We start from the raw sequence: 23,217 nt of genomic DNA on the forward strand, positions 1-23,217 counted from the left end.
ATGGCGCTCAACGGAAACACCTGGCGAGCCGCCACCGACTCTGGGCGGCTCGCGGCCGTGAACCTACGGAACACCAGCTCACTGTCATTGCGCTGGCGCGTGATGATGCTCGCGATGTCGATGGTTGCGATGGTGGTCGTCCTGATGGCCGTCGCCGTCTACGCCGTGGTCTCCCGTGCGCTCTATGACGACCTGGACAACCAGCTGCACAGCCGCGCCCGGCTGCTCATCGAGAGTGGATCGCTGGCGGCCGATCCCGGCAAGGCGATCGAGGGCACCGCGTACTCCGACGTCAACGCGATGCTGGTGATCCCGGGCCGCTCGATCTACACGGCCAACCAGCAGGGCCAGATGCTGCCGCTGGGCAGAGCGGAGAAGGACGTCATCTCGGGCGAGCTGCTGATGTCCCTGCGCACCGCCAACCACCAGCGGGTGCTCGCAGTGCATCTGGCCAACGGCAGCTCCCTGCTGATCTCCAAGAGCCTGGCACCCACTGTCCAAGTGCTGAGACGTCTGGGCACGGTGCTGCTCATCGTCGGCGGTGTCGGCGTGGCGGTGGCGGCCATGGCCGGCGGTGCGGTGGCCAGAGCCGGGCTCAGACCGGTGGGCAGACTCACCGAAGCTGCCGAGCGGGTGGCCCGCACCGACGATCTTCGGCCCATCCCGGTGGTCGGCAGCGACGAGTTGGCCCGGCTCACCGAGGCGTTCAACATGATGTTGCGGGCGTTGGCCGAATCGCGGGAACGCCAGTCCCGGCTGGTCTCCGACGCCGGGCACGAGCTGAGAACCCCGCTGACATCGCTGCGCACCAACGTCGAACTGTTGATGGCCTCGCAGGCGCCCGGGGCGCCGCCGCTGCCCAAGGACGAGATGGACGGGCTGCAGACGGATGTGGTCGCCCAGATCGAGGAGCTCTCCACCCTGGTCGGCGATCTCGTCGATCTCACCCGCGACGATGCGGGCGGTATCAACCCGGAGCCCGTCGACATGTCCGAGGTGGTCGACCGCAGCCTGGAGCGGGTCCGGCGGCGCCGCAACGACATCGAATTCGACGTCGACATCGTCGGTTGGCAGGTGTTCGGTGATGCGCCCGGACTGGGCCGTGCCGTGCTGAACCTGCTCGACAACGCCGCGAAGTGGAGTCCGGCCGGTGGACGCGTCGGTGTCCGGTTGCATCAGGTCGATCCGACGCATGCCGAGCTGGTGGTCTCCGACCACGGGCCCGGTATCCCGCCGCAGGAACGTGCGCTCGTGTTCGAGCGGTTCTACCGATCGGATGCTGCCAGGGCGATGCCGGGATCGGGCCTCGGACTGGCTATCGTCCAGCAGGTGGTGCTCAAGCACGGCGGTGCACTACGCATCGACGAGACCGTGCCGGGCGGCACCCCACCGGGGGCTTCGTTTCACATGGTGCTGCCGGGGCAGCCGATCTCGAATACCGATGCGACACATCTGCACCGAGTCGGTGGCGCGCACAGCGTCGGCGCGGAGGAAAGGTGAGAGAGTGAAGTCGGTCGGGGGACCAGTCACGGATGGATCAGAAATCTCTAAGTGGATTCTCAGCCCATCTGGGCAACCAAGGTGACCACTTCGTCGTTTGACGAAGTGACGGACGCGAGGGCTGGACATACGGGTCGGACCGGATCGGCGTGACTGGCCGGCGGACCTTTTATAAGAGAAGAGCACGCAGCACAATGACGAACCACCCGAGGTACCCCCAGCAGCCGGAGCAGCATCCCGGCGGCGCCCCCGGATACGCCGGTGCGCGTCCTGATCCTTATCAACCACAGCAGTACGACTGGCGATACGCGCGGCAACAACCGCAGCAGCAGCAACAGCAACACCAGAGCCAACAACACCAGAGCCAACAACACCAGCCGCCGCCGCAGCAGGCCTACCGCGCGCCGTATGACCCGTACCGGATTCCGGCCAGCCCGCAGCCTGTCCCGGCGAAGAAGCGGTCCAAGACCGGCTTGTTGGCCGGGGCGCTCGCGGTGGCCGTGGTCTCGGCAGGCATCGGTGGCGGTGTCAGCACCCTCATGCACGACGACCACCCGCGCCTGGGCAACTACGGCCTCGGCGCCGCGCCGACCGTCCCCGCGGCCGCCCTGCCGCCGGGCTCGGTGGAGCAGGTGGCGGCCAAGGTGGTGCCGAGTGTGGTCAAGCTCGAGACCGACCTGGGCCGCGCCTCCGAGGAGGGGTCCGGCATCATCCTCACCGCCGACGGCCTGATCCTGACCAATAACCATGTCGTGCAGGCCGCCAAGCCGGGCGGGCCCGGCCCCGCGCCAGTACCGGGAGGGGCACCGGCACCAGCCGGCGCACAGACCAAGGTGACGTTCTCCGACGGGACCACCAAGTCGTTCACCGTGGTGGGCACCGACCCCAGCAGTGACATCGCGGTGGTGCGGGCGCAGGACGTCTCGGGCCTCACCCCGATCACGATCGGTTCCTCGGCCAACCTGCGGGTGGGCCAGGACGTTGTGGCCGTCGGGTCGCCGCTGGGCCTCGAAGGCACCGTCACCACCGGCATCGTCAGCGCCCTCAACCGGCCGGTGGCCGCCGGCGGCGACGCGAAGAACCAGAACACCGTTCTCGACGCAATCCAGACCGACGCTGCGATCAACCCGGGCAACTCCGGGGGCGCGCTGGTCAACATGAACGGCGAGCTCGTCGGCATCAACTCGGCGATCGCCACCATGGGCGGGGATTCACCGCAGGCCCAGAGCGGCTCGATCGGGCTGGGTTTCGCGATCCCGGTGGATCAGGCCAAGCGGATCGCCGATGAGCTGATCCAGAACGGGACGGCCTCGCACGCCTCGCTGGGCGTGCAGGTCAGCAATGACACCACCAGCGACGGCGCCAAGATCGTCGAGGTCACCAACGGCGGGGCCGCGGCGGCAGCCGGTCTACCCAGCGGTGTTGTGGTCACCAAGGTCGATGACCGGGTGATCGGTAGTGCTGACGCGCTCGTGGCCGCGGTGCGGTCCAAGGCCCCCGGCGACAAGGTCACGCTGACCTTCCTCGGCGAGGGCGGCAAGCCGCAGACCATCGAGGTCACCCTCGGCAGGGCCGAGCAGTGAGCACGCTGATCGGACCCGGCGAGATGGCCACACTGCGTCTGGCTACACCGTTGTCTGCCGCCGGATATACGGTTGCAGGCATGGAACAGCCAGGGGAGTTGGTGGGCCGGGCGCTCGTCGTCGTCGTAGATGACCGCACTGCACATGGCGAAGAGGACCACAGCGGTCCGTTGGTCACAGAGTTGTTGGGTGAGGCCGGATTCGTCGTCGACGGTGTCGTGGTCGTCGCCGCGGACGAAGTCGAGATCCGCAACGCGCTGAATACCGCGGTGATCGGCGGCGTCGATCTGGTGGTGTCGGTGGGCGGGACGGGGGTGACACCGCGCGATGTGACGCCGGAGGCCACCCTCGACATCCTCGACCGCGACCTGCTGGGTATCGCCGAGGCGTTGCGCGCGTCGGGACTTTCGGCCGGCATCGTCGATGCCGGGCTGTCCCGCGGCCTGTGCGGAGTCTCGGGCAGCACGCTGGTGGTGAACATCGCCGGGTCACGTGCGGCGGTGCGCGACGGTATGGCCACACTCGGGCCACTGGCCGCACAAGTGATAGGCCAGCTGTCAAGCTTGGAGATCTGAGCGCAAGGAAGAAACGGCGGCCATCGGCCGCCGTTTCTTTTTTTGCCAATGTCTCGCGCAGTGTTCATGCTGGTTAAGAGCAGGTTAACGACTGCTTGCGTATCGCCCGATCTAGAGTGTGGGCTTCGTCACAAAGGAGGATCGCGATGCCGGAAGCGAATAAATCGTCCCGTCACGCAGTTAACAAGATCTTCGGTGAGGCTCTCCCGGACATCGCTCCCGACGAACGGGACACCGATTCGCCAGACGACGAAGCCGACCGTGACCGGTGGCTGCGGAACAACATTCCGCCGCATCATCATGACCTGTGAGCGGCCTGTCAGCGTAGGAACCCCCCATCTGGGGTGTGGCCTGAGCCTCAGCATGTCGTTCAGGCGAACGGCGTCACAGCATTGCCCCGCGGTCCAACTTGCAGCATCAGGGCGTTGTGCACCGATGCGCCTCCGGGACCCAGCAAATTTTTGAGCGCCTGAACGAATGCAGCTCTCGCGATATGTGCTTGCGTTGCCGCCGGAATGCCCTGCCGTTATGTTCCTCGTGTCAAAGACGATGTGCATTAGGTAAGAGCGACATGTGGAGTTCCTAATCCACGCCACGTGTTGGTCTTGCGCGGCGGTACGGTCTGCGGGGGACCGTAACGCCGACCACAAACGGTGGGCCTCTGGGAGCGCCGGCGATATGGCTAGGGAGAATATGAAGGCATTCAGTCGGGTGCTGGTCGTGATGGTCGCAGCCATCGCGACGTTGTTTACGAGCACGGGCATTTCTCATGCGGGTCTGGACAATGAACTGAGCCTGGTCGACGGCCAGGATCGGACCTTGACCGTTCAGCAGTGGGACACCTTCCTCAACGGTGTCTTCCCCCTGGACCGCAACCGGCTGACCCGTGAATGGTTCCATTCCGGCCGGGCGAAGTACCACGTCGAGGGCCCGGGGGCAGATGAGTTCGAGGGCACCTTGGAGCTGGGCTACCAGATCGGTTTCCCCTGGTCGCTGGGCGTCGGGATCAACTTCTCCTACACCACCCCCAACATCCTGATCGACGACGGTGACATCACCGGACCGCCCTTCGGCCTCGAGTCCGTGATCACCCCGAACCTGTTCCCGGGTGTGTCGATCAGCGCCGACCTGGGCAACGGCCCCGGTATTCAGGAAGTGGCGACGTTCTCGGTGGACGTCAAGGGCCCGGCCGGTGGCGTGGCGGTGTCCAATGCGCACGGCACGGTGACCGGTGCGGCCGGTGGTGTGTTGCTCCGTCCGTTCGCCCGCCTGATCGCCTCGACCGGTGACAGCGTCACCACCTACGGCGAGCCCTGGAACATGAACTAGGCACTGATCTGAAGCTCACACCAAAGCAGCCCCTGGATTCATCCAGGGGCTGCTTTGGTGTGCGGGCTACTTGTCGCCGCGGTCGGCACTCGTGTGCCTGGCGGTGTCGGGGCTGGGGCCCGTGCCGGGGCCGCTGACGTGCTTGCCGGCCGAGCCGTTTTCGTTCAGGAGATCACGAATCTCGGTGAGGAGGCTCAGCTCGGTGTCCTGGGCCTGTTCCACCTCGCCGCGCTCGCGCAGCTTCTTGTACGGCAGGACGATGACGAAGTAGATCACCGCCGCTACCAGGATGAAGTTGATGAAGGCCGACACGACGGCATTCAAGTCGATGAACGTCTCGGGATCGCCGCCGAGTGAGATCTTGAGGATGCCGTACTCGCTGTCGGGGCCGGCGCCGATCCGGTCGATCAGCGGCTGCACCACCTTTTCGGTGAAGGCGGTGACCAAGCCGGTGAAGGCGGCGCCGATGACCACAGCAACCGCAAGATCGATGACATTGCCGCGAGACAGAAACTCTTTGAAGCCCTTCAACATGCTGCGGACCCTCCCTGCAGTGGTGTGTGTTAAGTGCGACAAGCAAACAGTAACGGAGTTGTCCGAACGGCTGGGTGATTGTGGGACAACAACTTGGATTCGTGTGAACTATGTTGTCCGGCAAGGGAACCCGATTTCAGTGAATCGTCACCGTGACGGCCTGCACCAGGCTGGTGGCCGCCACCTCATTGGCTGAGCGGGCCGGCAGCGCCACCAGGGCCACGCGGTCGCTGCCCACCCCGGCCCCACGTGGCTTCTCGGAAACCAGCACCACAACGGCGCCTGAGGCCACCACGACCGGCCGGGCCGGCTGCTTGTCGTCCAGATCGGCCGTGACTGTCAGCACGTCGACCACATCGCCGGGACGGATCAGATCCAGTAGCGCGGTGTCGCTGAGTTTGAGCGGCACGATCCGGGCATCGGGGCCCGCAGCCGATTCGGCCAGCCGCGACCCGAGCAACCGGACATCGGTGATCACCTCGCCACGACGGGCCGGGGCGGTCAGCGTCGCGCCGATCACCGGAGCCACGTCGCGCTGGGCGCCATCGGGCAGGGTCGCGGTGCTGCGCCGCTCGAGGCGGACGTCGGCGGCGGTCAAGGCGACGCCGGGGGACAGGTCATGAGCCGCGACCGCGATCTCGGTGTACTCGCCGTGGGGATCGGAGCGCAGGGCGGCGACGGCGGCCAGCAGCACCAATCCGGCTGCGGCGGCGCGGCGGGCGGCCACGGTGCGGGTCCAGTCGGGCCGGGCGGCAGTCAACCGATGCCAGAGTGGCGGGTTGAGAGATTCGGCCATGGCGCCACGGTAGGCGCGCGACGGCCGGGTGGGAACGGCGTCTTCGCCGCCCTGTGGATAACTCGGGCTAGCTTGAGGTGGCCGCGGCGGGGGCGGCGCTGGAGCTGCTGGACGAGCTCGAAGAAGACGAGTCAGAAGAAGATGACGACGAGTCGGACGACGAGCTCGACGAGCTGCTTTCCGAGCTCTTGGCCGACGAGCCGTTGGACGTACTCTTGCCCGATTCGCGGTTGTCGGTGCGGTAGAAGCCGCTTCCCTTGAACACCACGCCCACCGAGCCAAAGAGCTTGCGCAGCTTTCCGGAGCACTTGGGGCAGGAGGTCAGCGCATCGTCGCTGAAGGCCTGCACCGCGTCGAACCGATTGCCGCACTCAGTGCATGCGTAGGAATAGGTAGGCACGAAAACCCTCCGAGTTGGTCAAACTTGTTAGCACTCTACCGGCTCAAGTGCTAGAACCGCTATGTGGGCCATGTCATTCCCGCGCGCCGTCGGCGCCGGCGCTCCGGAAGATTAGCGGTCCTGCTCGTGGTGGCGGTAATCCTGGCGGTGCTGGCCGTACTCCTGGTGGCCCGCATGCGGGAGGCAAGCCCGGTCGAGGATTCCGTGGCGCACCCGACCACGCACCCGTCAGCGTCCCCGGCCGTCGGTCCGGCGCCGGTGCAGCGGACCCCCGGCTACGACCGGGCCCGAACGTTGTTGGCGGGGCTGCCGGTCAAGGGATGGGATCGCGACACCGACTACCTCCGGTCCCGCTTCGGTGAGGCGTGGAGCGACGACGTCAACGTCGAGTTCGGCCACAACGGCTGCAACACCCGTGACGACATCCTGCGCCGCGACCTGGCTCAGCTGACCGTCCGCCCCGGCACCTGCTACGCCGCCACCGGCATCCTCCACGACCCCTACACCGGCGTCGAGGTCGCGTTCACCCGCGGGCCCGACACCTCCAGCGCCGTGCAGATCGACCATCTCGTGTCCCTGTCGGACGCCTGGTACAAGGGTGCACGCACCTGGGACCCGCAGCGGCGCATGGACTTCGCGAACGATCCACGCAACCTGATCGCGGTGGCGGCACAGCCCAACTTCGACAAGGCGTTCCGCGACGCGGCCAGTTGGCTGCCACCCAATGCGGCATTCCGCTGCGAGTTCGTCGCCCGTCAGGTCGAGGTGAAATCGGCGTACGGACTCTGGGCGTCGGAGAAAGAGAAGCGGGCGATGTCGGACGTGCTCGACAATTGCTGACTAGCTGCGGCGGTAGCTCGGCGCGATCATCAGCGGGACCGGTGAGTGGCGCAGGATCTTGCCGGCCGCCGAGCCCAGGAATACCTGGGCGAACGGCGCGGCCGCACCCGAACCCATCACCAGCATGTCTCCGGTGTTCCATCCGATGCTCTCGACCGCGGCATTCCAGTCGTGACCCGCGCCGACCACCACGTCGACGTCGGGAACGGCCATCCGGTCACGAATGGCGTTGAGCTGCTTGGTGATCTCGGCAATGGTTCGCCGTGACCACTGCTGGACCACCAACTCCTCGGCCGAGGTTTCGATGGTTCCGGCGAAGGCCGCGGTGTTGCGGACCGTGAACGAGACGATGCGCAGCGTGGCCTTCCACGCCGCGGCCAGCTCAGCGGTGGCCGGGATGAGCCCGTTGACATCGGCTTCTCCGCCGTAGGCCGCGGTGAGCCGGCGTATCCGTCCCTCGGTCTGCAGGTATCCGCGCGGCGCGAATGCCACCGGCACCCGCGCGGTGTGCACCAGGCGCTCGGTGACGCTCCCCAGCGTGACGCGCCCGAGCATGCCCGACGACGAGGAGCCGACCGTCACCAGCGTGGCCCGGTGAGCATCGGCAAGCTCCATCAAACCCGTTGGAATCGAAGTAGATTCATGTACCAACGGGGTGACGCCGATATCGGCGGGCAGCACCGCTGTAGCCCGTTGCAACTCCTGGGTGGCTTGGGCGCGAACGTAGGCCAGATATTCGACCTCGACGGGGTCGTCCCGGGGCGGCCAAGCTCTCTCCACCACCGCTGCGGCGATCACCCGCTCCCCGGTGGTGCGGGCGAGCTGGACGGCCAGATTCAGGGGTGCGCCGCTGTGCCGGCTCGCGCTGAATGCCGCGAGGATCGTCACGACGCGTGCTCCTGGGTGCGCACCCGCGCCACCACATGGGTCACCGGGATCTGGTAATCGGCGCGGGCCCGGTCGACGACATCGAATCGGTGCCACACCGAATCCTCCGGCGGCAGCGTCGCAATCACGATCTGGTCGGGTCGGAACGCCTCGACGGCACGGGCCAGGGCCCGCAGCGGACGATAGTCACCCAATTCCCCGTCGGCCGGTAACTGCTCGGAGCGCAGCGTGCTCAGCGTGTGATCGAGGCGGCGCTGGGCCGCGCGGGTGGTGGCTGCGGCGATGTCGAGCGGGCCGTGGGTGGCGGCCGCCCCGGTGTCGATCGGACTGGCCGGCACCACCACCTGATAGACGGCGTCGCGGTCCGCGCCGATGCGGCGCAACTCGTCGAGTAGTTCATCGGATTCGACGGTCTCGTTGGCCAGCACCAACACCCGGTGCGGACGCGGGGCCCCGGCCGCCCGCTCAGGCTCGGGCGTTTCGGGCCGGCGCCCGACGAACCAGCGGTTGGCCAGGAACAGCAGGATCACCACGGCCCACGATGCCAAGCTCAGGACCAGTTGCGAACGCACTTCCTCCTGCAGGTACATCTGCACCAGGATCGCCGCGATGGCCACCGCCGTGAGGATCGACGCCACCGGGAACAACCACATCTTCACCTTGAGCTGATCCGGGGAGGTCCGGTAGCGCAGCACGATCTGCGAGATGCAGATGAGGAGGTAGACGAACAGGATGATGGCGCCGCTGGAGTTCAGCAGGAACGCGAAGATCGTCTTCTCGGCGAACGCCGCCGCGATCACGCACAGGAAGCCGACCACCGATGACGTCAGGATCGCCGCTGCGGGTACCCCGCGGCGGGTGACGCTGACCAGTTGCGGCGGCGCTTCACGGCGGGCGGCCAGCACGAACAGCATCCGCGACGCGGTGTACATGCCCGAGTTCAGGCAGCTCAACACGGCCGTGAGCACCACGGCATTCATGATGTGGTCGGCGTAGGGGATGCCCATCTCGGTGAATGCGGAGACGAACGGCGATGCGGCGAGGTTCTCACTGTTCCACGGCAGGATCGTGACGAGCACGAACGCCGAGCCCACGAAGAACACCGCGATCCGCAGGATCACCGAGTTCGCGGCCCTGGCCACGGCGCGTTCGGGATCGGCAGACTCCGCGGCCGCGATGGTGGCGATCTCGGCGCCGACCATCGAGAAGATCACCGTCACGACGCCGACGGTGACCGCCATCGGCCCGAACGGGAAGAACCCGCCGTGCGCGGTCAGATTCGAGAAGTCCATCTCCTTGTGCGGCCACAGTCCGAAGATGAAGAGCATGCCCAGTCCGATGAACGCCAGGATCGCCACGACCTTGATGCCGGCAAACCAGTATTCGAATTCACCGAATGACGAGACGGAGAACAGATTGGTGGCAGTCATCGCGACCAACAGCAGCAGCGCCGTCAGCCAGATCGGGATGTGCACCCAGTACTGAATGATCTTGGCACCGGCGATGGCCTCGAAGCCCACCACGATCACCCAGAAGTACCAATACAGCCAGCCCACCGAGAAACCGGCCCAGTTGCCCAGGGCATTGCGCGCATAGTCGGCGAACGAGCCGGTCGACGGATTGGCCACCGCCATCTCGGCCAGCATGCGCATCACCATGATGATCAACACGCCGGCCAGGGCATAGGTGATGAAGGAAGCGGGGCCGGTCGCGCCGATCACCACGCCGGATCCGACGAACAGTCCGGCGCCGATCACACCGCCGATCGCGATCATCGTCAGCTGTCTCTGACTGAGCGCCTTGTTCAACACCGGAGTCTCGCCCATATCGCCACCCCTTCTCGCGTACGTGACGTGCATCACATCTCGTCAGAAGGTTGACGCTATGCCCGACGCCGAAACCGCGGGCGGCAATTCGGACGACGAGTTGTGCTCAGTTCCCGGCGGGGTTGCCCAGTCGCACGATCCCGCCCGCAGGCGTCAGCGCATGCGTCATCCGCACGTCGTGGGCGTCGGCGGGCAACGCGTCGACCAACTCGTCGTCCCGCACCACCGCGACCAGCCGCGCGTGTGGCGAGGCGTAGATCAGGCTGCGGTCGTAAAAGCCGGCACCTCGGCCCAACCGGTTCCCGTCGCGGTCGACGGCCAGGGCGGGCACCAGTACCACCTCGGCGTCGGCGATCGATCCGGCGGGCAACCACGGCGGCGGAGGCTCGCGCAGACCGAACTCGGCGGCCACCAACGTGCCCGGTTCGTAAGCGCCCCACTGCATCGGCAATGCGCGGCCGTCCATGTCGTTTCGGGCAACCGGAAGAAGCACGCGCACACCGAGTTCCGACAGGGCGTCCAGAAGGGCCGGCGCCCCCGGTTCGGAGCCCACCGGAGCGTAGGCGCACACCGTCTGGCCGCCGCGGACGAGAGTGGGCAGCCAGCGGCAAAGTGCCAGCGTCTCGCGGTCACGGAGGTCGGCCGGTACGGCCCGTCGTGCACGGAGAACGTCGGCTCGCAACTCGGTCTTGGTCGGCGGGGTCACGCCCTCCACCATTTCAGAACGAACGTTAGTGTGTGAACGATGAGCACGTCTCACAAGGCGCCTGAGGTGCCGTTTCCCTACACGGCCGTGGTTCCCGCGGCCGGTCTGGGTACGCGGTTCCTGCCTGCGACCAAGACGGTCCCCAAAGAACTGCTGCCGGTGGTCGACACCCCAGGTATCGAATTGGTCGCTGCCGAGGCGGCCGACGCCGGCGCCGAACGACTGATCATCATCACCTCGGAAGGCAAAGACGGCGTCGTCGCGCATTTCGTCGAGGACCTGGTGCTCGAGGGCACGCTGGAGGCGCGCGGCAAGAAGACGATGTTGGAGAAGGTCCGCCGCGCCCCCGCACTGATCAAGGTCGAGTCGGTGGTGCAGGCCGAGCCGCTCGGCCTCGGACATGCCGTCGGTTGCGTCGAGGGTGCGCTGGCTCCCGACGAGGACGCGGTGGCGGTGTTGCTGCCCGACGATCTGGTGCTGCCCACCGGCGTACTGGAGATCATGTCGAAGGTGCGGGCCAAGCGCGGCGGAACGGTGTTGTGCGCGATCGAGGTCCCCGAAGACGAGATCAGCGCCTACGGCGTCTTCGACGTCGAGACGGTGCCCGACGCGGCCAATCCGAACGTGCTGCGGGTCAAGGGAATGGTGGAAAAACCCAAGCCCGAGGATGCGCCGTCCCCGTACGCCGCCGCCGGCCGCTACCTTCTGGACCGGGCGATCTTCGATGCACTACGTCGCGTTTCGCGCGGGGTGGGTGGGGAGATTCAGCTGACCGACGCCATCGCACTCCTGATCGAAGAGGGGCATCCGGTACATGTGGTTGTGCACCGCGGAGCCAGACACGACCTGGGAAATCCCGGCGGCTACCTGAAGGCTGCGGTTGACTTTGCGTTGGAACGTGACGACTACGGCCCAGATTTGCGGCGGTGGTTGGAAGAACGGTTGGGTCTGACCGGACAGGAGGGCTAGCAAGAGCTGGCCCGGTCCCTCGCACGTCGGCCCGTAGATAGGAAGGCGTGTTGTGCGTTCGGTCGAGGAACAGCAGGCTCGGGTAGCGGCTGCCGCGGTGGCTCCCCGGCCGGTGCGAGTGGCCATCGCCGAGTCGCAAGGCCTGATGTGTGCCGAAGAGGTCGTGACTGAACGGCCGATGCCGGGGTTCGACCAGGCCGCGATCGACGGGTACGCGGTGCGCAGCGTCGACGTGTTGTCCGTGGGCGACGGCGCCGGTGAGATCAGCTTGCCGGTGATGGGGTTGATCGAGGCGGGGGCACGGACCCCGAGTCGCTTGCAGCCCCGGCAGGCTGCGCGCGTGCAGACCGGCGCGCCGATGCCGACGCTGGCCGACGCGGTGCTTCCCTTGCGCTGGACCGACGGCGGCGAGAGCCGGGTCCGGATCATGCGCAGCGTGCGCTCGGGCGCCTACGTCCGGCGCACCGGCGACGACGTGCAACCCGGTGACGTCGCAGTGCGGTCCGGCACCATCATCGGTCCGGCCCAGGTGGGCCTGCTTGCCGCGGTCGGACGGGACCGCGTGCTGGTGCATCCACGGCCCAGGTTGTCGGTGATGTGCGTGGGCGGCGAACTCGTCGACGTGTCCCGCAACCCCGGAACCGGGCAGGTGTACGACGTGAACTCCTACGCACTGGCCGCGGCGGGCCGGGATGCGGGCGCGGAGGTCAACCGCGTCGGCATCATCAGCACCGACCCGGCGGAACTGCGGGAAACCGTTGAAGGTCAAGTCAATCGCAACGAGATCGTGGTCATCGCCGGGGCGGTGGGCGGGGCGGCCGCGGAATCGGTGCGCACCGTGCTCGCCGAACTCGGCGAGATGGAGGTGGCCCGGATCGCGATGCACCCCGGGTCGGTGCAGGGCTTCGGGCAGCTGGGCCGCGACCGCGTGCCGGTCTTCCTGCTGCCTGCGAACCCGGTCAGCGCGCTGGTGGTGTTCGAAGTGATGGTGCGTCCGCTGATCCGGCTGTCACTGGGCAAGCGCGCACCGATGCGCCGCGTCGTGAAGGCCCGCACGCTCGCGCCGATCAGTTCGGTGGCCGGGCGCACGGGATACCTGCGCGGGCAGTTGATGCGCGACCAGGACACCGGCGAGTACCTGGTGCAGGCACTGGGCGGGGCGCCCGGCGCGTCGACGCATTTGCTGGCCACTCTCGCCGAGGCGAACTGTCTGGTGGTGATTCCGAGTGAGGTCGACGAAGTCCGCACCGGTGAAACCGTGGATGTGGCATTCCTGGCTCAGCGCGGCTGATAAGACTTCATTCGATGAATGACGGTGTGACGAATCGACGATGTGGATGAGCTGGCTGCGCTCCAGTGCTTCTTTTCACCCGGGCTGGCCCGTTCCGATCGGGCCGTTGCGCGTGCAGGCCGGCGTGGTGCGGCTACGCCCGGTGCGGCTGCGCGACGCCGCGGTGTGGAGCCGGATCCGGCTGGCCGACCAGGCTCACCTTGAGCCCTGGGAGCCGGTCAGCGGTGTGGATTGGCGTCTCCGCCATGGGGTTTCGTCATGGCCCGCGATCTGCTCGGGATTGCGCGGCGAGGCCCGGCGCGGGCGGATGCTGCCGTATGTGATCGAGCTCGACGGGGAGTTCGCCGGCCAGCTCACGATTGGCAACGTCACCCACGGCGCGCTGCGATCAGCCTGGATCGGTTACTGGGTGGCCAGCGACAAGACCGGTGGCGGGGTGGCGACGGGTGCGCTGGCGCTGGGGCTCGACCATGCCTTCACCGGGGTGCAGTTGCACCGGGTCGAGGCCACGGTGCGTCCGGAGAACGCCGCGAGCCGGGCTGTGCTGGCACGGGTCGGGTTCCGCGAGGAGGGCCTGTTGCGCCGCTACCTAGAGGTCGACGGTGCCTGGCGCGACCATCTCCTGGTGGCGCTCACGTTGGAGGAGCTGAAACATTCGGCGTGCCAAGCGCTGGTTTCGGCGGGACGGGCCAGTTGGTGCTGAGTCTTCGCGCCGACGGCGCGCCGCGTTGAGATTGCGCCCACGGTCGCGATTTCGCCGGATTCACAGCCCTGGAAGCAATCTCAACGAAAACCGGTCCACCGAACTGTTACTAATGTGGCAAATGTGGCTGTTGGTGCTTGTATCGATTGAATTACAGGTGTGTAATTGTCTCGGCGCGCCATCGATGGATGCGCTGGTCACAGACCTAGCCTGAAGGGGAAAGGAGCAGGCGTCATGCCAAGCATCCCCCAGTCACTGCTGTGGATTTCCCTCGTCGTTCTCTGGCTTTTCGTGCTCGTTCCGATGTTGATCAGCAAGCGCGACTCGGTGCGTCGCACCAGCGACGTCGCCCTGGCGACTCGAGTACTCAACAGCGGCCGCAACGCGCAACGGTTACGACGCGGCCCGGCCGCCGGGCATCACAGCGATCCGCACTGGCAGCACACGGCCGACCACCTCGACGAGAAGCTCGACGACGACTTCGAAGAGGATGAAGAGCCGGCCGAGGTGCACGTGCGTGCCACCGTGCAGCACACCGTGGTGGTGGCCGCGGCGGTGGTGAGCGTCGAGACCGCCGCTGAGCCCGACTACCTCGACGTCGATGTCGTCGACGAGGATTCCGGTGCGCTGCCCGTCGGTTCGATGGCCGAAGCCGCCGAACCGGTTGTTGCGCCCGAGGAAGAGTCCGAGCCCGAACTCGAGTTGGAGTTCGAGACCGAGCCTGAGGTCGAAGCCGAGCCGGAACCCGAACCTGTCGCGGTCGAAGAGCCCGTCGAGGAGTTCGATTCTGTCGAATCGGAGGCCCAAACCGAGCGCATCGCACTGGATTCCGAGGACATTCAGGAGTCCGAGGATCCCGACGACCTTTCCGACGACGAGTACGAGTACGTCGACGACTCGTCGGGCCTGGAACCCGAGGCCGAGGACGAGCCGGTCGACGGGGAACAGGCGGAGACGCCCGTCGCGTCGCTGAGTGCCACCCGCCAGCGCCGGTTCGAGTCCAAGACCTCAGCGGAGGTCACCGCACGCAAGTTCCGGTTCCGCAAGCGCGTGTTGGCCGTGCTGGCGGCCACGATCCTGTTCTCGGCGGGCGCTGCCTTGCTCGTGACGCCGTCGGCTTGGTGGGTGTGTGGCGGCGCGGCCACACTGACCGTGCTCTACCTGGCCTACCTGCGCCGTCAGACCCGCATCGAGGAACAACTGCGACGTCGTCGGGCACAGCGGATGGCGCGGTCCCGGCTCGGCGTGGAGAGCACCGACGACCACAAGCTCGACGTGGTACCTGCCCGGCTGCGTAGGCCCGGCGCGGCGGTACTCGACATCGACGACGAGGATCCGATCTTCGAACACCTGGCTTACGCGTCGTACGCGTCGACGGCCCGTGAATACGATCTACCGCGGGCTGCCGGGCAGTAGAGCGGCCGGTTTCCGGTTCCAGGCCGGCGACTGGTAGCCTTGCGTTCCGGTATCAGGGGCTATAGCGCAGTTGGTAGCGCGTCTCGTTCGCATCGAGAAGGTCAGGGGTTCGATTCCCCTTAGCTCCACAATGTGGTGAGTCGGGTCATGGGTTACACATGAGTCGAGTCATCGGTTACAGAATTCCCCGGTCTTTTGGCCGGGGTTTTTTGTTGGTTGGGCCAGTAGTTGCGGTCGGGGTTGATCCGGTGGCCAGCGATGAGGTGGTATCCGGTTTTGCTGATGATGGTGACGTTGGTGGTGGTGACCACAATGAGTACCGGGGTATGGGCATGGCGGCGTCCGATGCCCAGGTGGTGTAGTCGGCTGCCGTGGCGCAGAGTGAGTTTGCCGAATTGATCGACGGTGTCGTGGCGGATGCGGAAGTGTTCGATCATTGCGTCCGGGGTGGCTTTGGGTCGGCCGGTGTAGGCCTGCGCCGGTGTGGTGGCGGCTGGCAGGGCTCGGTGGGTGCGTTCGGTGTTGTAGATGATGCGGAATTCGTCGAGCAGGTGTTGCAGGTCGGCCAGGGTCGATGGTCGGGGGCGGGCGGCCAGCCAGCGTTTGAGGGTTTGGTGGAAGCGTTCGATTTTGCCTTGTGTTTGTGGGTGGCCGGGGCGTCCGTTCTTTTGCGTGATGCCCAGGCTGGCGATAAGTCGTTCGAAATCGTTGTGGCCGTGGGTGAATCGTGAGGTGTAGACCGATCCGTTGTCGGTCAGGGTGGATGCCGGCGGGCCGTAGATGTCGATGAGGGTGGTGAAACTGGCCACGATGTCGGGTCCGCTGACGCGGGTAAATGCGGTGCAGTACAGCAGGTATCGGGAGTGGTCATCGAGCCAGTTGAGGATCTCGATGTCGGTGCCGTCTGCCAGGGTCCAGTGGGTGAAGTCGGACTGCCAGCATTCGTTGGGTTGTTCGGCGGCGAAGCGGTGATAGGAGCTGCGGGGCCGTTTGTGGGGTTGCGGGGCGATCAGTCCGTGATGGTGCAGGATGCGTCGGATGGTGGAGGTCGAGGGCACCGGTAGCTGTTGTTGGGCCAGGTGTTCTTGCAGGGTGATCGGGCCGGCGTCGAGGCCTTGTGCGGTGAGTTTTTCGCGCAGCAGCACGATCGCGGTGATGACCTCATCGCTGACTGCACGGGGGTTGCTGGCGGGGCGCCGAGAGCGGGGATCGACGGCTTCCAGACCGCCTTCCCGGAAACGTTTGAGCAGTCGGTGGATGTGTTGACGGGACATCCCGTAGGTACGGGCCGCGGCGCTGACCGACAGATGACCGGAGACGATTTCCAACACCACCACGCGGGCTTTCGACATGAATCATGACTGTCACCTATGACGCGACTCATCGAGGTGCCATCGCAGGTGTCACCCATGTCCCGACTCAGGTGTCACCTATGTCGTGAACTCACACACCCTTAGCTCCACAAAGTTTGAACAGCTAAGACCCGCCGGAGACGGCGGGTCTTTCTCTTATCCCTCAGCTATCCCTCAGCGAGGATGAACCGTCGCATACTGGTCCTCGAACAGTGAATGCGAATCGAAGGGCACACCATGACCGTCAGCATCGTTGACGCGGGTCCGAATCAGATCAGCCGCTCCGTGGAGGTCAATGCCCCTGCGGCCGAACTGTTCGCCATGATCGCCGATCCGCGTCGTCACCACGAGATCGACGGTTCGGGCACCGTCCGCGACAACGTGTCGTGCCCAGATGACATCGCTCCGGGGGCGAAGTTCACGACTGGGATGCGGATGTACGGGGTGCCCTACCGGATCACCAGCGTCGTCACCGCGGTAAGACCCGACGAACTCTTTGAATGGCGACATCCAGTGGGGCACCGTTGGCGCTGGGAGTTCACCGCGCTCGCCCCCACCCTCACACGCGTGACAGAGACATTCGATTACCGCGACACCGGGCCGATCAAGGACACGCTGAAGTACTACGAGCGAATGGGCTTCGCCAAGGGCAACGCGAAGGGTATCGAGTCCACGTTGACCAAGTTGCACGACCGCTACGCGACTTGATTCGCGTCGAAGGGCGTGGCTTACGTCAGCGCGCGCGATCGCAGGGTGATCGGTAGGTCGTCGGCCGGGGTCGGCCCGGTACCCCAGGTCAGCTGAAGGCGGTAGTCGTCAGGCACGCTCCATTCGAATCGTCTCAGCATCTGGTGCATGGTGGTCTTGACCGTCATATCGGCGAACTGCTGGCCGATGCACTTGTGCGCGCCGCCGCCGAACGGGGCGAACACGTAGCGGCTCACATCGGCGCGGGATTGCGCATTGTTCACAAACCGTTCCGGATTGAACGTGTCGGGGTCGGGCCACCAGTCGGAAAGCCGCATGGAGGCATAGACATTGATAGCCACCTGGGTCTTGCGTGGAACGAAGTGTCCGAGGATCTCGGTGTCGCGGACGGTTTGGCGGAAGAGCGCGCCGGCCGGCGCGTACATCCGGAGGATCTCCTTGAACGCGGCATCGAGCAGTGGGTAGGCCTCCAGGTCGAGCACCGTCGGCGTGTCATTCGGGAGGCTGATCGCCTCCTCGCGCAACGCGTCCTGCCACTGCCGGTTCCGGCCCAGTTCGTAAGTCAGCATGGACAACGCGATGGCGGTGGTGTCGTGCGCAGCCATCAGCAGGAAGATCATGTGGTTGACGATGTCGGCCGGCGTGAACCGGGCGCCGTCCTCGTCCTGGCTGCGGCACAACATCGAGAACAGGTCGGCGCCGTCGCCGCGCTGGCGATCGGGAACCTGCTCGGCGAAGTAGCGTTCGAGCCGCTCCCTGGCCCGCAGCCCCTTGGCCCACACACCGCCGGGCACGTCGGCGCGGACCAGCGCCTGCCCGCCTCGGACCGTGTCGTGGAAATCCGCCGACAGTTGGTCGGACTCGGGACCGAGGTGCGTGCCGACGAACACTTCCGCGGCCTGTTCGAGCAGTAGCGCCTTGATGGACGGATAGAACGGAAAGCGCTGTGCCGAGGGCCAATTACGCAGGGTGCGGTCGATACTCGGCCGCATCAGTCCCAGATAGCCGTCCAACGCGCTGCGGGTGAAGGCCGCCTGCATGATGCGGCGGTGGTCGCGGTGTTCGTCGAAATCCAGCAACATCATTCCGCGGTGAAAGAACGGTCCGATGACCGGTGCCCAACCGCGCGTGCTGGAGAACACCTTGTCCCGGTTGACCCATGCGGTCTCGAGGGCATCGGGGCCCATCAGGCCGACGACGCGGAAGCCGACGCCCCCGGCCCACGACACCGGTCCGTAACGCTCGTAGCGGTCCCGGGCGAAGGTCAGGGGATCGGCCAGGGTACTCAATACATGGCCGAGGAACGGAAAACCGTAATTACCCATGACCGGCTTGAGGTTCGACCCCGGTGGCGGAGTGGCCAGTGGGTGATCTCCGCTGGGAAACCGTGACGTGACAGCGGCGCCGAACGCTTGCAGGCGGTGTTTGTTCGCCGGCGACGCGAGGCACGTGGCCAATGTCGTCATCCGTCGATCCGATCCAAATAGTCACGGCGACGATCTTCGTCGAAGTGGCCGGGTGGCTCGTTTCGAGTGGCGAGTCGTTTGAACAATTGCATCACCGGTTCCGGCGTGGCTTCCTCCAGCAGTCCGAACGGCGACAACCATTTCGGGACGGTGACCTCGCGTCCGGGGTTGCGTGCGCTGTCGGCGATGACGGTTCCGATCTGCTCGGGTTGCCGGGTGGGGAGAAGGTCGAGAGTGACTCCTGCGGTCAGGTCGGTGTGGACTGCGGTAGGCATGACCGTAGTGATGGTGACGTCGGTGTGGGCGATTTCGGCGCGGACGGCTCGTGACAACGCCGCCACCGCGTACTTCGTGGCGCAGTACACCGACATGCCCGGAGTGGTCACCTTGGCCGCCATCGATGCGACGTTCACGATGTGGCCGTGATTGCGATCGAGCATGCCGGGAAGAAACTCGTGCATGCCGTTGACGACGCCGGTCAGATTGACGGCGATCTCTTGGTGGTACGCCGCGAGCTTCTGGTCCACGAAAGGGCCCATGTGCTGAATGCCTGCGTTGTTCACCAACATCACCACCGGTCCGTCAGCGGATGCCGCACGGTGAAACGCCGCGACGCTCGACTCGTCGGTGACGTCCAGATGGGTTGCTTTCGCGCCGATTTCGCGTGCGGTGCGTGCGGCCTCGTCGGCGTCTAGGTCGCCGATCCATACCGTTGCGCCCCGCTGCACGAGCGCCGTCGCGGTGGCGCGACCGATACCGCGCGCACCGCCGGTGACGCATGCGACGGCCCCGTCGAGGTCGATCATCGGCCCGCGCTCTCGTCGGTGAACTCCCGCAGCGCGAAGTATGCGATGGGTCGCACTTCGCCGCTGTTCATATTCAGCAGGGCCCGCCCGAGATAGAGGCCGGGTAGCAGCTCGACGATTTCGTCGCGGGTCCGTTTGATGGGGAAGGTGCGCACGCTGGGGTTCCGGAATTCATCCGGGCTGTAGTCCAGTGCCCGAACCTTGATGTAGGGCGGGATAGCCGCGGTGTCGATGCGGTGGGTGAACTCGAATCCCACCATCTCGGATCCGGCCCGGCGCAGTCCGCGGTACAGGGGCGCGATGACGCGCATCGCGTACTTGGCGATCGGCGCGAGGCGGTTGAAGCCGGTATTGGTGTCGAATGTCTTTCCCCGCCAGGTCGGGTCGATTTTCAACAGCGGATTCGCCAGGGACGCCTCGGGAATGCCGAAGAGGTTGCCGACGATCAGACCTTCCATGGCTCCGTGCGGTCCGTCGGGTGCGTGTCCCCGCTCGAACAGCGCGGCGAGTTGGTCGCGGCGACCCGCGGTGCCGAGTTCCTGTAGGTAGTCCCAGCCCTGGCGCTGGGCCAGGGCCGGTGCGGTCTGGGCCAACTCGCGCAAGTCGTTCAACACCGAGGTGTGGGCCGTGTCCGGTGCCTGATTGTCGATGCCGGTGTTCTTGGCTGCGGTTGTCATGGTTCTCCTGGTGGAAGCATCTGGTACGGAATCGTGCCTAATATCTGGTACGGGACTGTGCCAGACTGTCGGGGTGGTGTCAACGACGAATCGCGCCTACGGAGGCCAGTCGGCGGACGCTCGCCGTCGGCAACGGCGCGAGCGTCTGCTGGATGTTGCGATGGACCTGATGACGCGCAAAGAGTGGCGCGGCGCGACGGTCGAGAAACTCTGTGCCGCAGCAGGTCTCAACAAGCGTTACTTCTACGAGAGCTTCACCGACCTCGATGAGCTGTCCGCCGCCGTCGTCGACGACATTGCCGAGAATGTCCGCGTCGCCACCGTTGAGGCGGCCGACGCGGCCGCACAGCAGCCACTGGAGGTTCAGGCCCTCGCGAGCGTCGCTGCTGCAGTGCGGGCGCTCGTGGACGACCCGCGTCGCGCCCGCGTCCTACTCGGCGGGGTGGCGGCTTCGCCCGAGCTCGATACGCACCGCACCACGGTCATGCACCGGCTGACCGACGTACTCATCGACCACGGGCGCACAGTGCACGGCGTCGAGCTGGAGCGAGACCCCCTGGCCAAGGTGGCACCGGCGTTCATCGTCGGTGGGACGGCGGATGCCATCCTGGAGTTCGTCAACGGCGGAGTCAACCTGTCCCTCGACGATTTCATCGCGCAGCTCGCCACTCTCTGGTTGATCACAGGCAACGGGGCCGCGCAGGTGGCCCGCGCCAGGCTTTCCTAGGCCGGCCTCAGCTGGCTCCGGGGTGGTGTGGATCGCGGCGGTTGACCAGAGGCCTCTGGTAGGACGGGTCGCTTCGGTTCCGCGCCGACGTGCCGTTGACGGCGATGTCGGGGACGTCGGCGAACGGTATCGGCATCGTCGGCAGCATGCCGGACCATTCGATTACGTTGGTTCGTAGCGTGATACGCCACTGACCCGCTCGGCGCTCGAGCCGGTCGAAGTACCGTCCTCCGGCGATCCAGTTGGAATCGTCCAGGTTCCGTGCGGCGAACAGGTAGTACGTTTCGGAATGCGCGATGTCGCCGTCGATGTCGACTGTGTTGTTCAACAGGTTGTGTTGGGTGGCGATCTGCCCCTGCTCATGCATGGCGTGTGCCCACGCGTACAGATCGGTCGCCGGTCCTACGAAGTCACCCGCGGCGATCTGCGCGTCGGGATGAAACGCCGAGAGGAACAGCTCGGAGTCGAACCGGTCCATGCCACGACTGAATCGGGTCAGACAGTCGGTGATCTCCTGACGTGACAGCAGGCCTTCGAGTCGAGCATGTTGATCAGCGTCCATGAGATGCCTCCGTGAGCGGCTGCCAGATCGGGGATCCTCGTTCGGCACGCAGCGATGGGATGGTCCTGCCGTCGATATCGGTGATCCCGTAGCGGTAGGCGAGTTCGGCAGTGATGAATGTGCCCCCGGTCAGGTCCATCACCGCGGGGTCGGTCGCCAAAGCTGCGATTACCCGGCCGGGAAATTCCGGAGAGCAGCCGACCGCAGGGTTTGTGACCAGTGACTGCGTCATCTCGGGTCGGGCCGTCAGATTGTGTTGCGCCCGTTCGGTCATGGTGAGGCCCTGCCACAGCGACAACGATGCGACGTTGTGGGGCTGAAGTTCAATGGCCATGTCGCGTGCCATTCGATCGACAGCCGTCTTGGCCAGGCCGAACACGACGCCGTAGGTGTACGTGACGCCGACGTATCCCGATGTTGCGACGATCAACCCGGAACCTTGGGGCACCATGATCTGGGCGGCGAGGCGGGCCGCGGTGAAGTTGGAGCGCACGCCGACGTCGACCATCTCCCAGTTGGATATCGGCTTGTCCCAGAAAGGCTTCGGGTCGGTGAGGTCGTCGGGGAGGGCGAACGCGTTGTTGACCAGGATGTCGAGTCGACCGTGCTCGATTCTCACCTGGTCGAACAAGGCGCTCACCTGGTTGTCGTCGGCATGGTCGACTTTTGCCGCGATCCCGGTTCCGCCTCGTCGGGTGATCTCGGCCGCCGTCTCGCCGATAGTGCCCGGCAGGTCGTGCTCACCGACCGTCGCAGTGCGCCCGGTGACGTACACCGTGGCACCGGAGTCACCCAGCGCCAACGCGATGCCCTTACCGATTCCGCGACTGGCCCCGGTCACGACGGCTACACGGCCCGACAGCGAGGTCATCGGTTGCCGTTCTGCGTTGTGAGACTCCAGGAGTCGCCGAAGAAGTCTTCACTGGGGTCACCCGCAGCTCGCCCGGTATAGCGCTCGGCATCGAGCGGCATTCCCATGAATCCGGTTCGCCAGTCGATCGATGCGCCGAGGTCCTGAACCCAGTCGTAGACCATGGTGCGCTTGGAGATCCGCCACTCGTTGGCGGACTTCTCAAACCAGTCCAGATAGCGGCCACCGATGACTGTGTCGCTGTGGTCGTCTCCGGTGACCATTCGGTGGTAGGCCAGCACGTGGGTTTCCACCAGGGCCGAGTCGAGGTGGAGGTCGATGGTGCTCTGCCCCAGCACGTGTTGCGTCACCGGAATGTCGGGCGAGCCCGGAACTACCCATCCGAGATATTCGTCGAAGGTTCCGCTGACGATGCCGTGATCGACGACGGCCCGCGGCCAATACGACCCGATGATGAGTTGGGCGTTGCGGCGGTCCTCGCCTCGGGCCAGCCGCGCAAGGCAGGAGCGGATCTTGTCGCGGTCCAGCAGTTCTGTGAGTTCTCGGGTGTCGGGGTTCATGGTCAGGCCAGTAGCCCTTCGCTCTCGGGATTTGTCTGGGTCGACGGGAACGTCGAGCGACTGTTCTAGCTGTTCGTAAAGTAATGTCTTGCTGATCAGAAAGTAAACGTTTTTCGAGAAATGAGCGTTGAT

At 65.8% G+C, this 23,217-nt stretch carries 25 protein-coding genes and 1 tRNA gene; 13 read left to right on the forward strand and 13 right to left on the reverse strand.

Features of this window, described 5'->3' with window-relative positions; genetic code table 11:
- The 5 genes from JOF57_RS01370 to JOF57_RS01390 all read left to right on the forward strand — a co-directional run bounded on the left by JOF57_RS01370 (window position 1) and on the right by JOF57_RS01390 (window position 4,987).
- Window positions 1-1,500 carry a HAMP domain-containing sensor histidine kinase gene (locus JOF57_RS01370; RefSeq protein WP_209912918.1) on the forward strand — a complete coding sequence of 500 codons (1,500 nt, stop codon included), beginning with the start codon at window positions 1-3 and terminating at the stop codon, window positions 1,498-1,500.
- A gap of 194 nt (window positions 1,501-1,694) precedes the next feature.
- Window positions 1,695-3,083 carry a S1C family serine protease gene (locus tag JOF57_RS01375; RefSeq protein ID WP_209912921.1) on the forward strand — a complete coding sequence of 463 codons (1,389 nt, stop codon included), beginning with the start codon at window positions 1,695-1,697 and terminating at the stop codon, window positions 3,081-3,083.
- 23 nt (window positions 3,084-3,106) lie between these two features.
- Complete coding sequence (locus JOF57_RS01380; protein ID WP_407666550.1) at window positions 3,107-3,658, forward strand: MogA/MoaB family molybdenum cofactor biosynthesis protein; 552 nt, start codon at window positions 3,107-3,109, stop codon at window positions 3,656-3,658.
- Window positions 3,659-3,804: 146 nt separating this feature from the next.
- Complete coding sequence (locus JOF57_RS01385) at window positions 3,805-3,969, forward strand: hypothetical protein (protein ID WP_209912924.1); 165 nt, start codon at window positions 3,805-3,807, stop codon at window positions 3,967-3,969.
- A gap of 382 nt (window positions 3,970-4,351) precedes the next feature.
- Window positions 4,352-4,987: a porin MspA gene (locus tag JOF57_RS01390; protein ID WP_209912926.1), complete on the forward strand. Its 636-nt coding sequence runs from the start codon at window positions 4,352-4,354 to the stop codon at window positions 4,985-4,987.
- Between the two features lie 66 nt (window positions 4,988-5,053).
- On the opposite strand, the gene mscL is transcribed toward JOF57_RS01390, so the two are convergent.
- From mscL to JOF57_RS01405, 3 genes are all read right to left on the reverse strand, one after another.
- A complete protein-coding gene (gene mscL / locus JOF57_RS01395; protein ID WP_209912929.1) occupies window positions 5,054-5,521 on the reverse strand; it encodes a large-conductance mechanosensitive channel protein MscL in 468 nt (155 codons plus the stop codon).
- Window positions 5,522-5,657: 136 nt separating this feature from the next.
- On the reverse strand, window positions 5,658-6,317 hold the full coding sequence (locus JOF57_RS01400; protein WP_209912931.1) for an SAF domain-containing protein: 660 nt from the start codon (window positions 6,315-6,317) through the stop codon (window positions 5,658-5,660).
- Window positions 6,318-6,384: 67 nt separating this feature from the next.
- Complete coding sequence (locus JOF57_RS01405; protein WP_209912933.1) at window positions 6,385-6,717, reverse strand: FmdB family zinc ribbon protein; 333 nt, start codon at window positions 6,715-6,717, stop codon at window positions 6,385-6,387.
- A gap of 63 nt (window positions 6,718-6,780) precedes the next feature.
- Here JOF57_RS01405 and JOF57_RS01410 point away from each other — a divergent pair, with 63 nt between their 5' ends.
- Entirely contained in the window at window positions 6,781-7,557 is a 777-nt protein-coding gene (locus JOF57_RS01410) for an HNH endonuclease family protein (RefSeq protein ID WP_307869935.1), read from the forward strand.
- Here JOF57_RS01410 and JOF57_RS01415 read toward each other — a convergent pair whose 3' ends face one another.
- From JOF57_RS01415 to JOF57_RS01425, 3 genes are all read right to left on the reverse strand, one after another.
- On the reverse strand, window positions 7,558-8,445 hold the full coding sequence (locus JOF57_RS01415) for a universal stress protein (RefSeq protein WP_209912935.1): 888 nt from the start codon (window positions 8,443-8,445) through the stop codon (window positions 7,558-7,560).
- Window positions 8,442-10,271 carry an amino acid permease gene (locus tag JOF57_RS01420; RefSeq protein WP_209912937.1) on the reverse strand — a complete coding sequence of 610 codons (1,830 nt, stop codon included), beginning with the start codon at window positions 10,269-10,271 and terminating at the stop codon, window positions 8,442-8,444. Before JOF57_RS01420 ends, JOF57_RS01415 begins: the two co-directional genes overlap by 4 nt.
- Before the next feature lie 106 nt (window positions 10,272-10,377).
- Window positions 10,378-10,989, reverse strand: a complete 612-nt coding sequence (locus tag JOF57_RS01425; RefSeq protein ID WP_209912939.1) for a 5-formyltetrahydrofolate cyclo-ligase — start codon at window positions 10,987-10,989, stop codon at window positions 10,378-10,380.
- Between the two features lie 27 nt (window positions 10,990-11,016).
- Between JOF57_RS01425 and JOF57_RS01430 the strand changes: the two genes are divergently transcribed.
- From JOF57_RS01430 to JOF57_RS01450, 5 genes are all read left to right on the forward strand, one after another.
- Window positions 11,017-11,946 carry a UTP--glucose-1-phosphate uridylyltransferase gene (locus JOF57_RS01430; RefSeq protein WP_209912940.1) on the forward strand — a complete coding sequence of 310 codons (930 nt, stop codon included), beginning with the start codon at window positions 11,017-11,019 and terminating at the stop codon, window positions 11,944-11,946.
- 52 nt (window positions 11,947-11,998) lie between these two features.
- A complete protein-coding gene (gene glp / locus JOF57_RS01435) occupies window positions 11,999-13,237 on the forward strand; it encodes a molybdotransferase-like divisome protein Glp (RefSeq protein ID WP_209912942.1) in 1,239 nt (412 codons plus the stop codon).
- A gap of 46 nt (window positions 13,238-13,283) precedes the next feature.
- Entirely contained in the window at window positions 13,284-13,940 is a 657-nt protein-coding gene (locus JOF57_RS01440; protein ID WP_209915688.1) for a GNAT family N-acetyltransferase, read from the forward strand.
- 234 nt (window positions 13,941-14,174) lie between these two features.
- Window positions 14,175-15,356: a divisome protein SepX/GlpR gene (gene sepX / locus JOF57_RS01445; RefSeq protein WP_209912944.1), complete on the forward strand. Its 1,182-nt coding sequence runs from the start codon at window positions 14,175-14,177 to the stop codon at window positions 15,354-15,356.
- A 55-nt stretch (window positions 15,357-15,411) separates the two neighbouring features.
- A tRNA-Ala gene (locus JOF57_RS01450) sits at window positions 15,412-15,484 on the forward strand.
- A 24-nt stretch (window positions 15,485-15,508) separates the two neighbouring features.
- Here the strand turns inward: JOF57_RS01450 and JOF57_RS01455 are convergent.
- Window positions 15,509-16,708 (reverse strand): IS481 family transposase, encoded by a 1,200-nt coding sequence (locus JOF57_RS01455; protein ID WP_209912946.1) that lies wholly within the window; start codon window positions 16,706-16,708, stop codon window positions 15,509-15,511.
- A 237-nt stretch (window positions 16,709-16,945) separates the two neighbouring features.
- Here JOF57_RS01455 and JOF57_RS01460 point away from each other — a divergent pair, with 237 nt between their 5' ends.
- A complete protein-coding gene (locus JOF57_RS01460; protein WP_209912948.1) occupies window positions 16,946-17,416 on the forward strand; it encodes an SRPBCC family protein in 471 nt (156 codons plus the stop codon).
- A 20-nt stretch (window positions 17,417-17,436) separates the two neighbouring features.
- Here the strand turns inward: JOF57_RS01460 and JOF57_RS01465 are convergent, their stop codons facing one another.
- The 3 genes from JOF57_RS01465 to JOF57_RS01475 are packed head-to-tail and all read right to left on the reverse strand — an operon-like array spanning window position 17,437 to window position 20,365.
- Complete coding sequence (locus JOF57_RS01465) at window positions 17,437-18,882, reverse strand: cytochrome P450 (RefSeq protein ID WP_209912950.1); 1,446 nt, start codon at window positions 18,880-18,882, stop codon at window positions 17,437-17,439.
- Window positions 18,879-19,688 carry an SDR family NAD(P)-dependent oxidoreductase gene (locus tag JOF57_RS01470; RefSeq protein ID WP_209912952.1) on the reverse strand — a complete coding sequence of 270 codons (810 nt, stop codon included), beginning with the start codon at window positions 19,686-19,688 and terminating at the stop codon, window positions 18,879-18,881. The genes JOF57_RS01465 and JOF57_RS01470 overlap by 4 nt, the downstream gene beginning before the upstream one ends.
- Entirely contained in the window at window positions 19,685-20,365 is a 681-nt protein-coding gene (locus JOF57_RS01475) for a hypothetical protein (protein ID WP_209912955.1), read from the reverse strand. Before JOF57_RS01475 ends, JOF57_RS01470 begins: the two co-directional genes overlap by 4 nt.
- A 73-nt stretch (window positions 20,366-20,438) precedes the next feature.
- Here JOF57_RS01475 and JOF57_RS01480 point away from each other — a divergent pair, with 73 nt between their 5' ends.
- Window positions 20,439-21,092: a TetR/AcrR family transcriptional regulator gene (locus JOF57_RS01480; RefSeq protein ID WP_407666527.1), complete on the forward strand. Its 654-nt coding sequence runs from the start codon at window positions 20,439-20,441 to the stop codon at window positions 21,090-21,092.
- 7 nt (window positions 21,093-21,099) lie between these two features.
- Here the strand turns inward: JOF57_RS01480 and JOF57_RS01485 are convergent, their stop codons facing one another.
- From JOF57_RS01485 to JOF57_RS01495, 3 genes are read right to left on the reverse strand one after another with little or no spacing between them, the layout of a single operon-like run.
- Window positions 21,100-21,654 carry a nuclear transport factor 2 family protein gene (locus JOF57_RS01485; RefSeq protein ID WP_209912960.1) on the reverse strand — a complete coding sequence of 185 codons (555 nt, stop codon included), beginning with the start codon at window positions 21,652-21,654 and terminating at the stop codon, window positions 21,100-21,102.
- A complete protein-coding gene (locus tag JOF57_RS01490) occupies window positions 21,644-22,525 on the reverse strand; it encodes an SDR family NAD(P)-dependent oxidoreductase (protein WP_209912962.1) in 882 nt (293 codons plus the stop codon). The genes JOF57_RS01485 and JOF57_RS01490 overlap by 11 nt, the downstream gene beginning before the upstream one ends.
- Window positions 22,522-23,085: a nuclear transport factor 2 family protein gene (locus JOF57_RS01495; RefSeq protein WP_209912964.1), complete on the reverse strand. Its 564-nt coding sequence runs from the start codon at window positions 23,083-23,085 to the stop codon at window positions 22,522-22,524. The genes JOF57_RS01490 and JOF57_RS01495 overlap by 4 nt, the downstream gene beginning before the upstream one ends.
- Window positions 23,086-23,217: the final 132 nt, after the last annotated feature.

The organism is Mycolicibacterium lutetiense (genome assembly GCF_017876775.1).
GTDB classification, from domain to species: domain Bacteria; phylum Actinomycetota; class Actinomycetes; order Mycobacteriales; family Mycobacteriaceae; genus Mycobacterium; species Mycobacterium lutetiense.

Excerpts from the sequence above, each read along its gene's own strand:
- JOF57_RS01390 (WP_209912926.1), top strand. The coding sequence starts at position 4,352 with ATGAAGGCATTCAGTCGGGTGCTGGTCGTGATGGTCGCAGCCATCGCG.
- JOF57_RS01380 (WP_407666550.1), top strand. The coding sequence starts at position 3,107 with ATGGCCACACTGCGTCTGGCTACACCGTTGTCTGCCGCCGGATATACG.
- JOF57_RS01385 (WP_209912924.1), top strand. The coding sequence starts at position 3,805 with ATGCCGGAAGCGAATAAATCGTCCCGTCACGCAGTTAACAAGATCTTC.
- JOF57_RS01495 (WP_209912964.1), bottom strand. The coding sequence starts at position 23,085 with ATGAACCCCGACACCCGAGAACTCACAGAACTGCTGGACCGCGACAAG.
- JOF57_RS01460 (WP_209912948.1), top strand. The coding sequence starts at position 16,946 with ATGACCGTCAGCATCGTTGACGCGGGTCCGAATCAGATCAGCCGCTCC.
- JOF57_RS01375 (WP_209912921.1), top strand. The coding sequence starts at position 1,695 with ATGACGAACCACCCGAGGTACCCCCAGCAGCCGGAGCAGCATCCCGGC.
- JOF57_RS01485 (WP_209912960.1), bottom strand. The coding sequence starts at position 21,654 with ATGGACGCTGATCAACATGCTCGACTCGAAGGCCTGCTGTCACGTCAG.
- JOF57_RS01400 (WP_209912931.1), bottom strand. The coding sequence starts at position 6,317 with ATGGCCGAATCTCTCAACCCGCCACTCTGGCATCGGTTGACTGCCGCC.
- JOF57_RS01440 (WP_209915688.1), top strand. The coding sequence starts at position 13,284 with ATGAGCTGGCTGCGCTCCAGTGCTTCTTTTCACCCGGGCTGGCCCGTT.
- JOF57_RS01465 (WP_209912950.1), bottom strand. The coding sequence starts at position 18,882 with ATGACGACATTGGCCACGTGCCTCGCGTCGCCGGCGAACAAACACCGC.
- JOF57_RS01430 (WP_209912940.1), top strand. The coding sequence starts at position 11,017 with ATGAGCACGTCTCACAAGGCGCCTGAGGTGCCGTTTCCCTACACGGCC.
- JOF57_RS01455 (WP_209912946.1), bottom strand. The coding sequence starts at position 16,708 with ATGTCGAAAGCCCGCGTGGTGGTGTTGGAAATCGTCTCCGGTCATCTG.
- sepX (WP_209912944.1), top strand. The coding sequence starts at position 14,175 with ATGCCAAGCATCCCCCAGTCACTGCTGTGGATTTCCCTCGTCGTTCTC.
- JOF57_RS01425 (WP_209912939.1), bottom strand. The coding sequence starts at position 10,989 with ATGGTGGAGGGCGTGACCCCGCCGACCAAGACCGAGTTGCGAGCCGAC.
- JOF57_RS01475 (WP_209912955.1), bottom strand. The coding sequence starts at position 20,365 with ATGACAACCGCAGCCAAGAACACCGGCATCGACAATCAGGCACCGGAC.
- JOF57_RS01420 (WP_209912937.1), bottom strand. The coding sequence starts at position 10,271 with ATGGGCGAGACTCCGGTGTTGAACAAGGCGCTCAGTCAGAGACAGCTG.
- JOF57_RS01370 (WP_209912918.1), top strand. The coding sequence starts at position 1 with ATGGCGCTCAACGGAAACACCTGGCGAGCCGCCACCGACTCTGGGCGG.
- JOF57_RS01470 (WP_209912952.1), bottom strand. The coding sequence starts at position 19,688 with ATGATCGACCTCGACGGGGCCGTCGCATGCGTCACCGGCGGTGCGCGC.
- mscL (WP_209912929.1), bottom strand. The coding sequence starts at position 5,521 with ATGTTGAAGGGCTTCAAAGAGTTTCTGTCTCGCGGCAATGTCATCGAT.
- JOF57_RS01490 (WP_209912962.1), bottom strand. The coding sequence starts at position 22,525 with ATGACCTCGCTGTCGGGCCGTGTAGCCGTCGTGACCGGGGCCAGTCGC.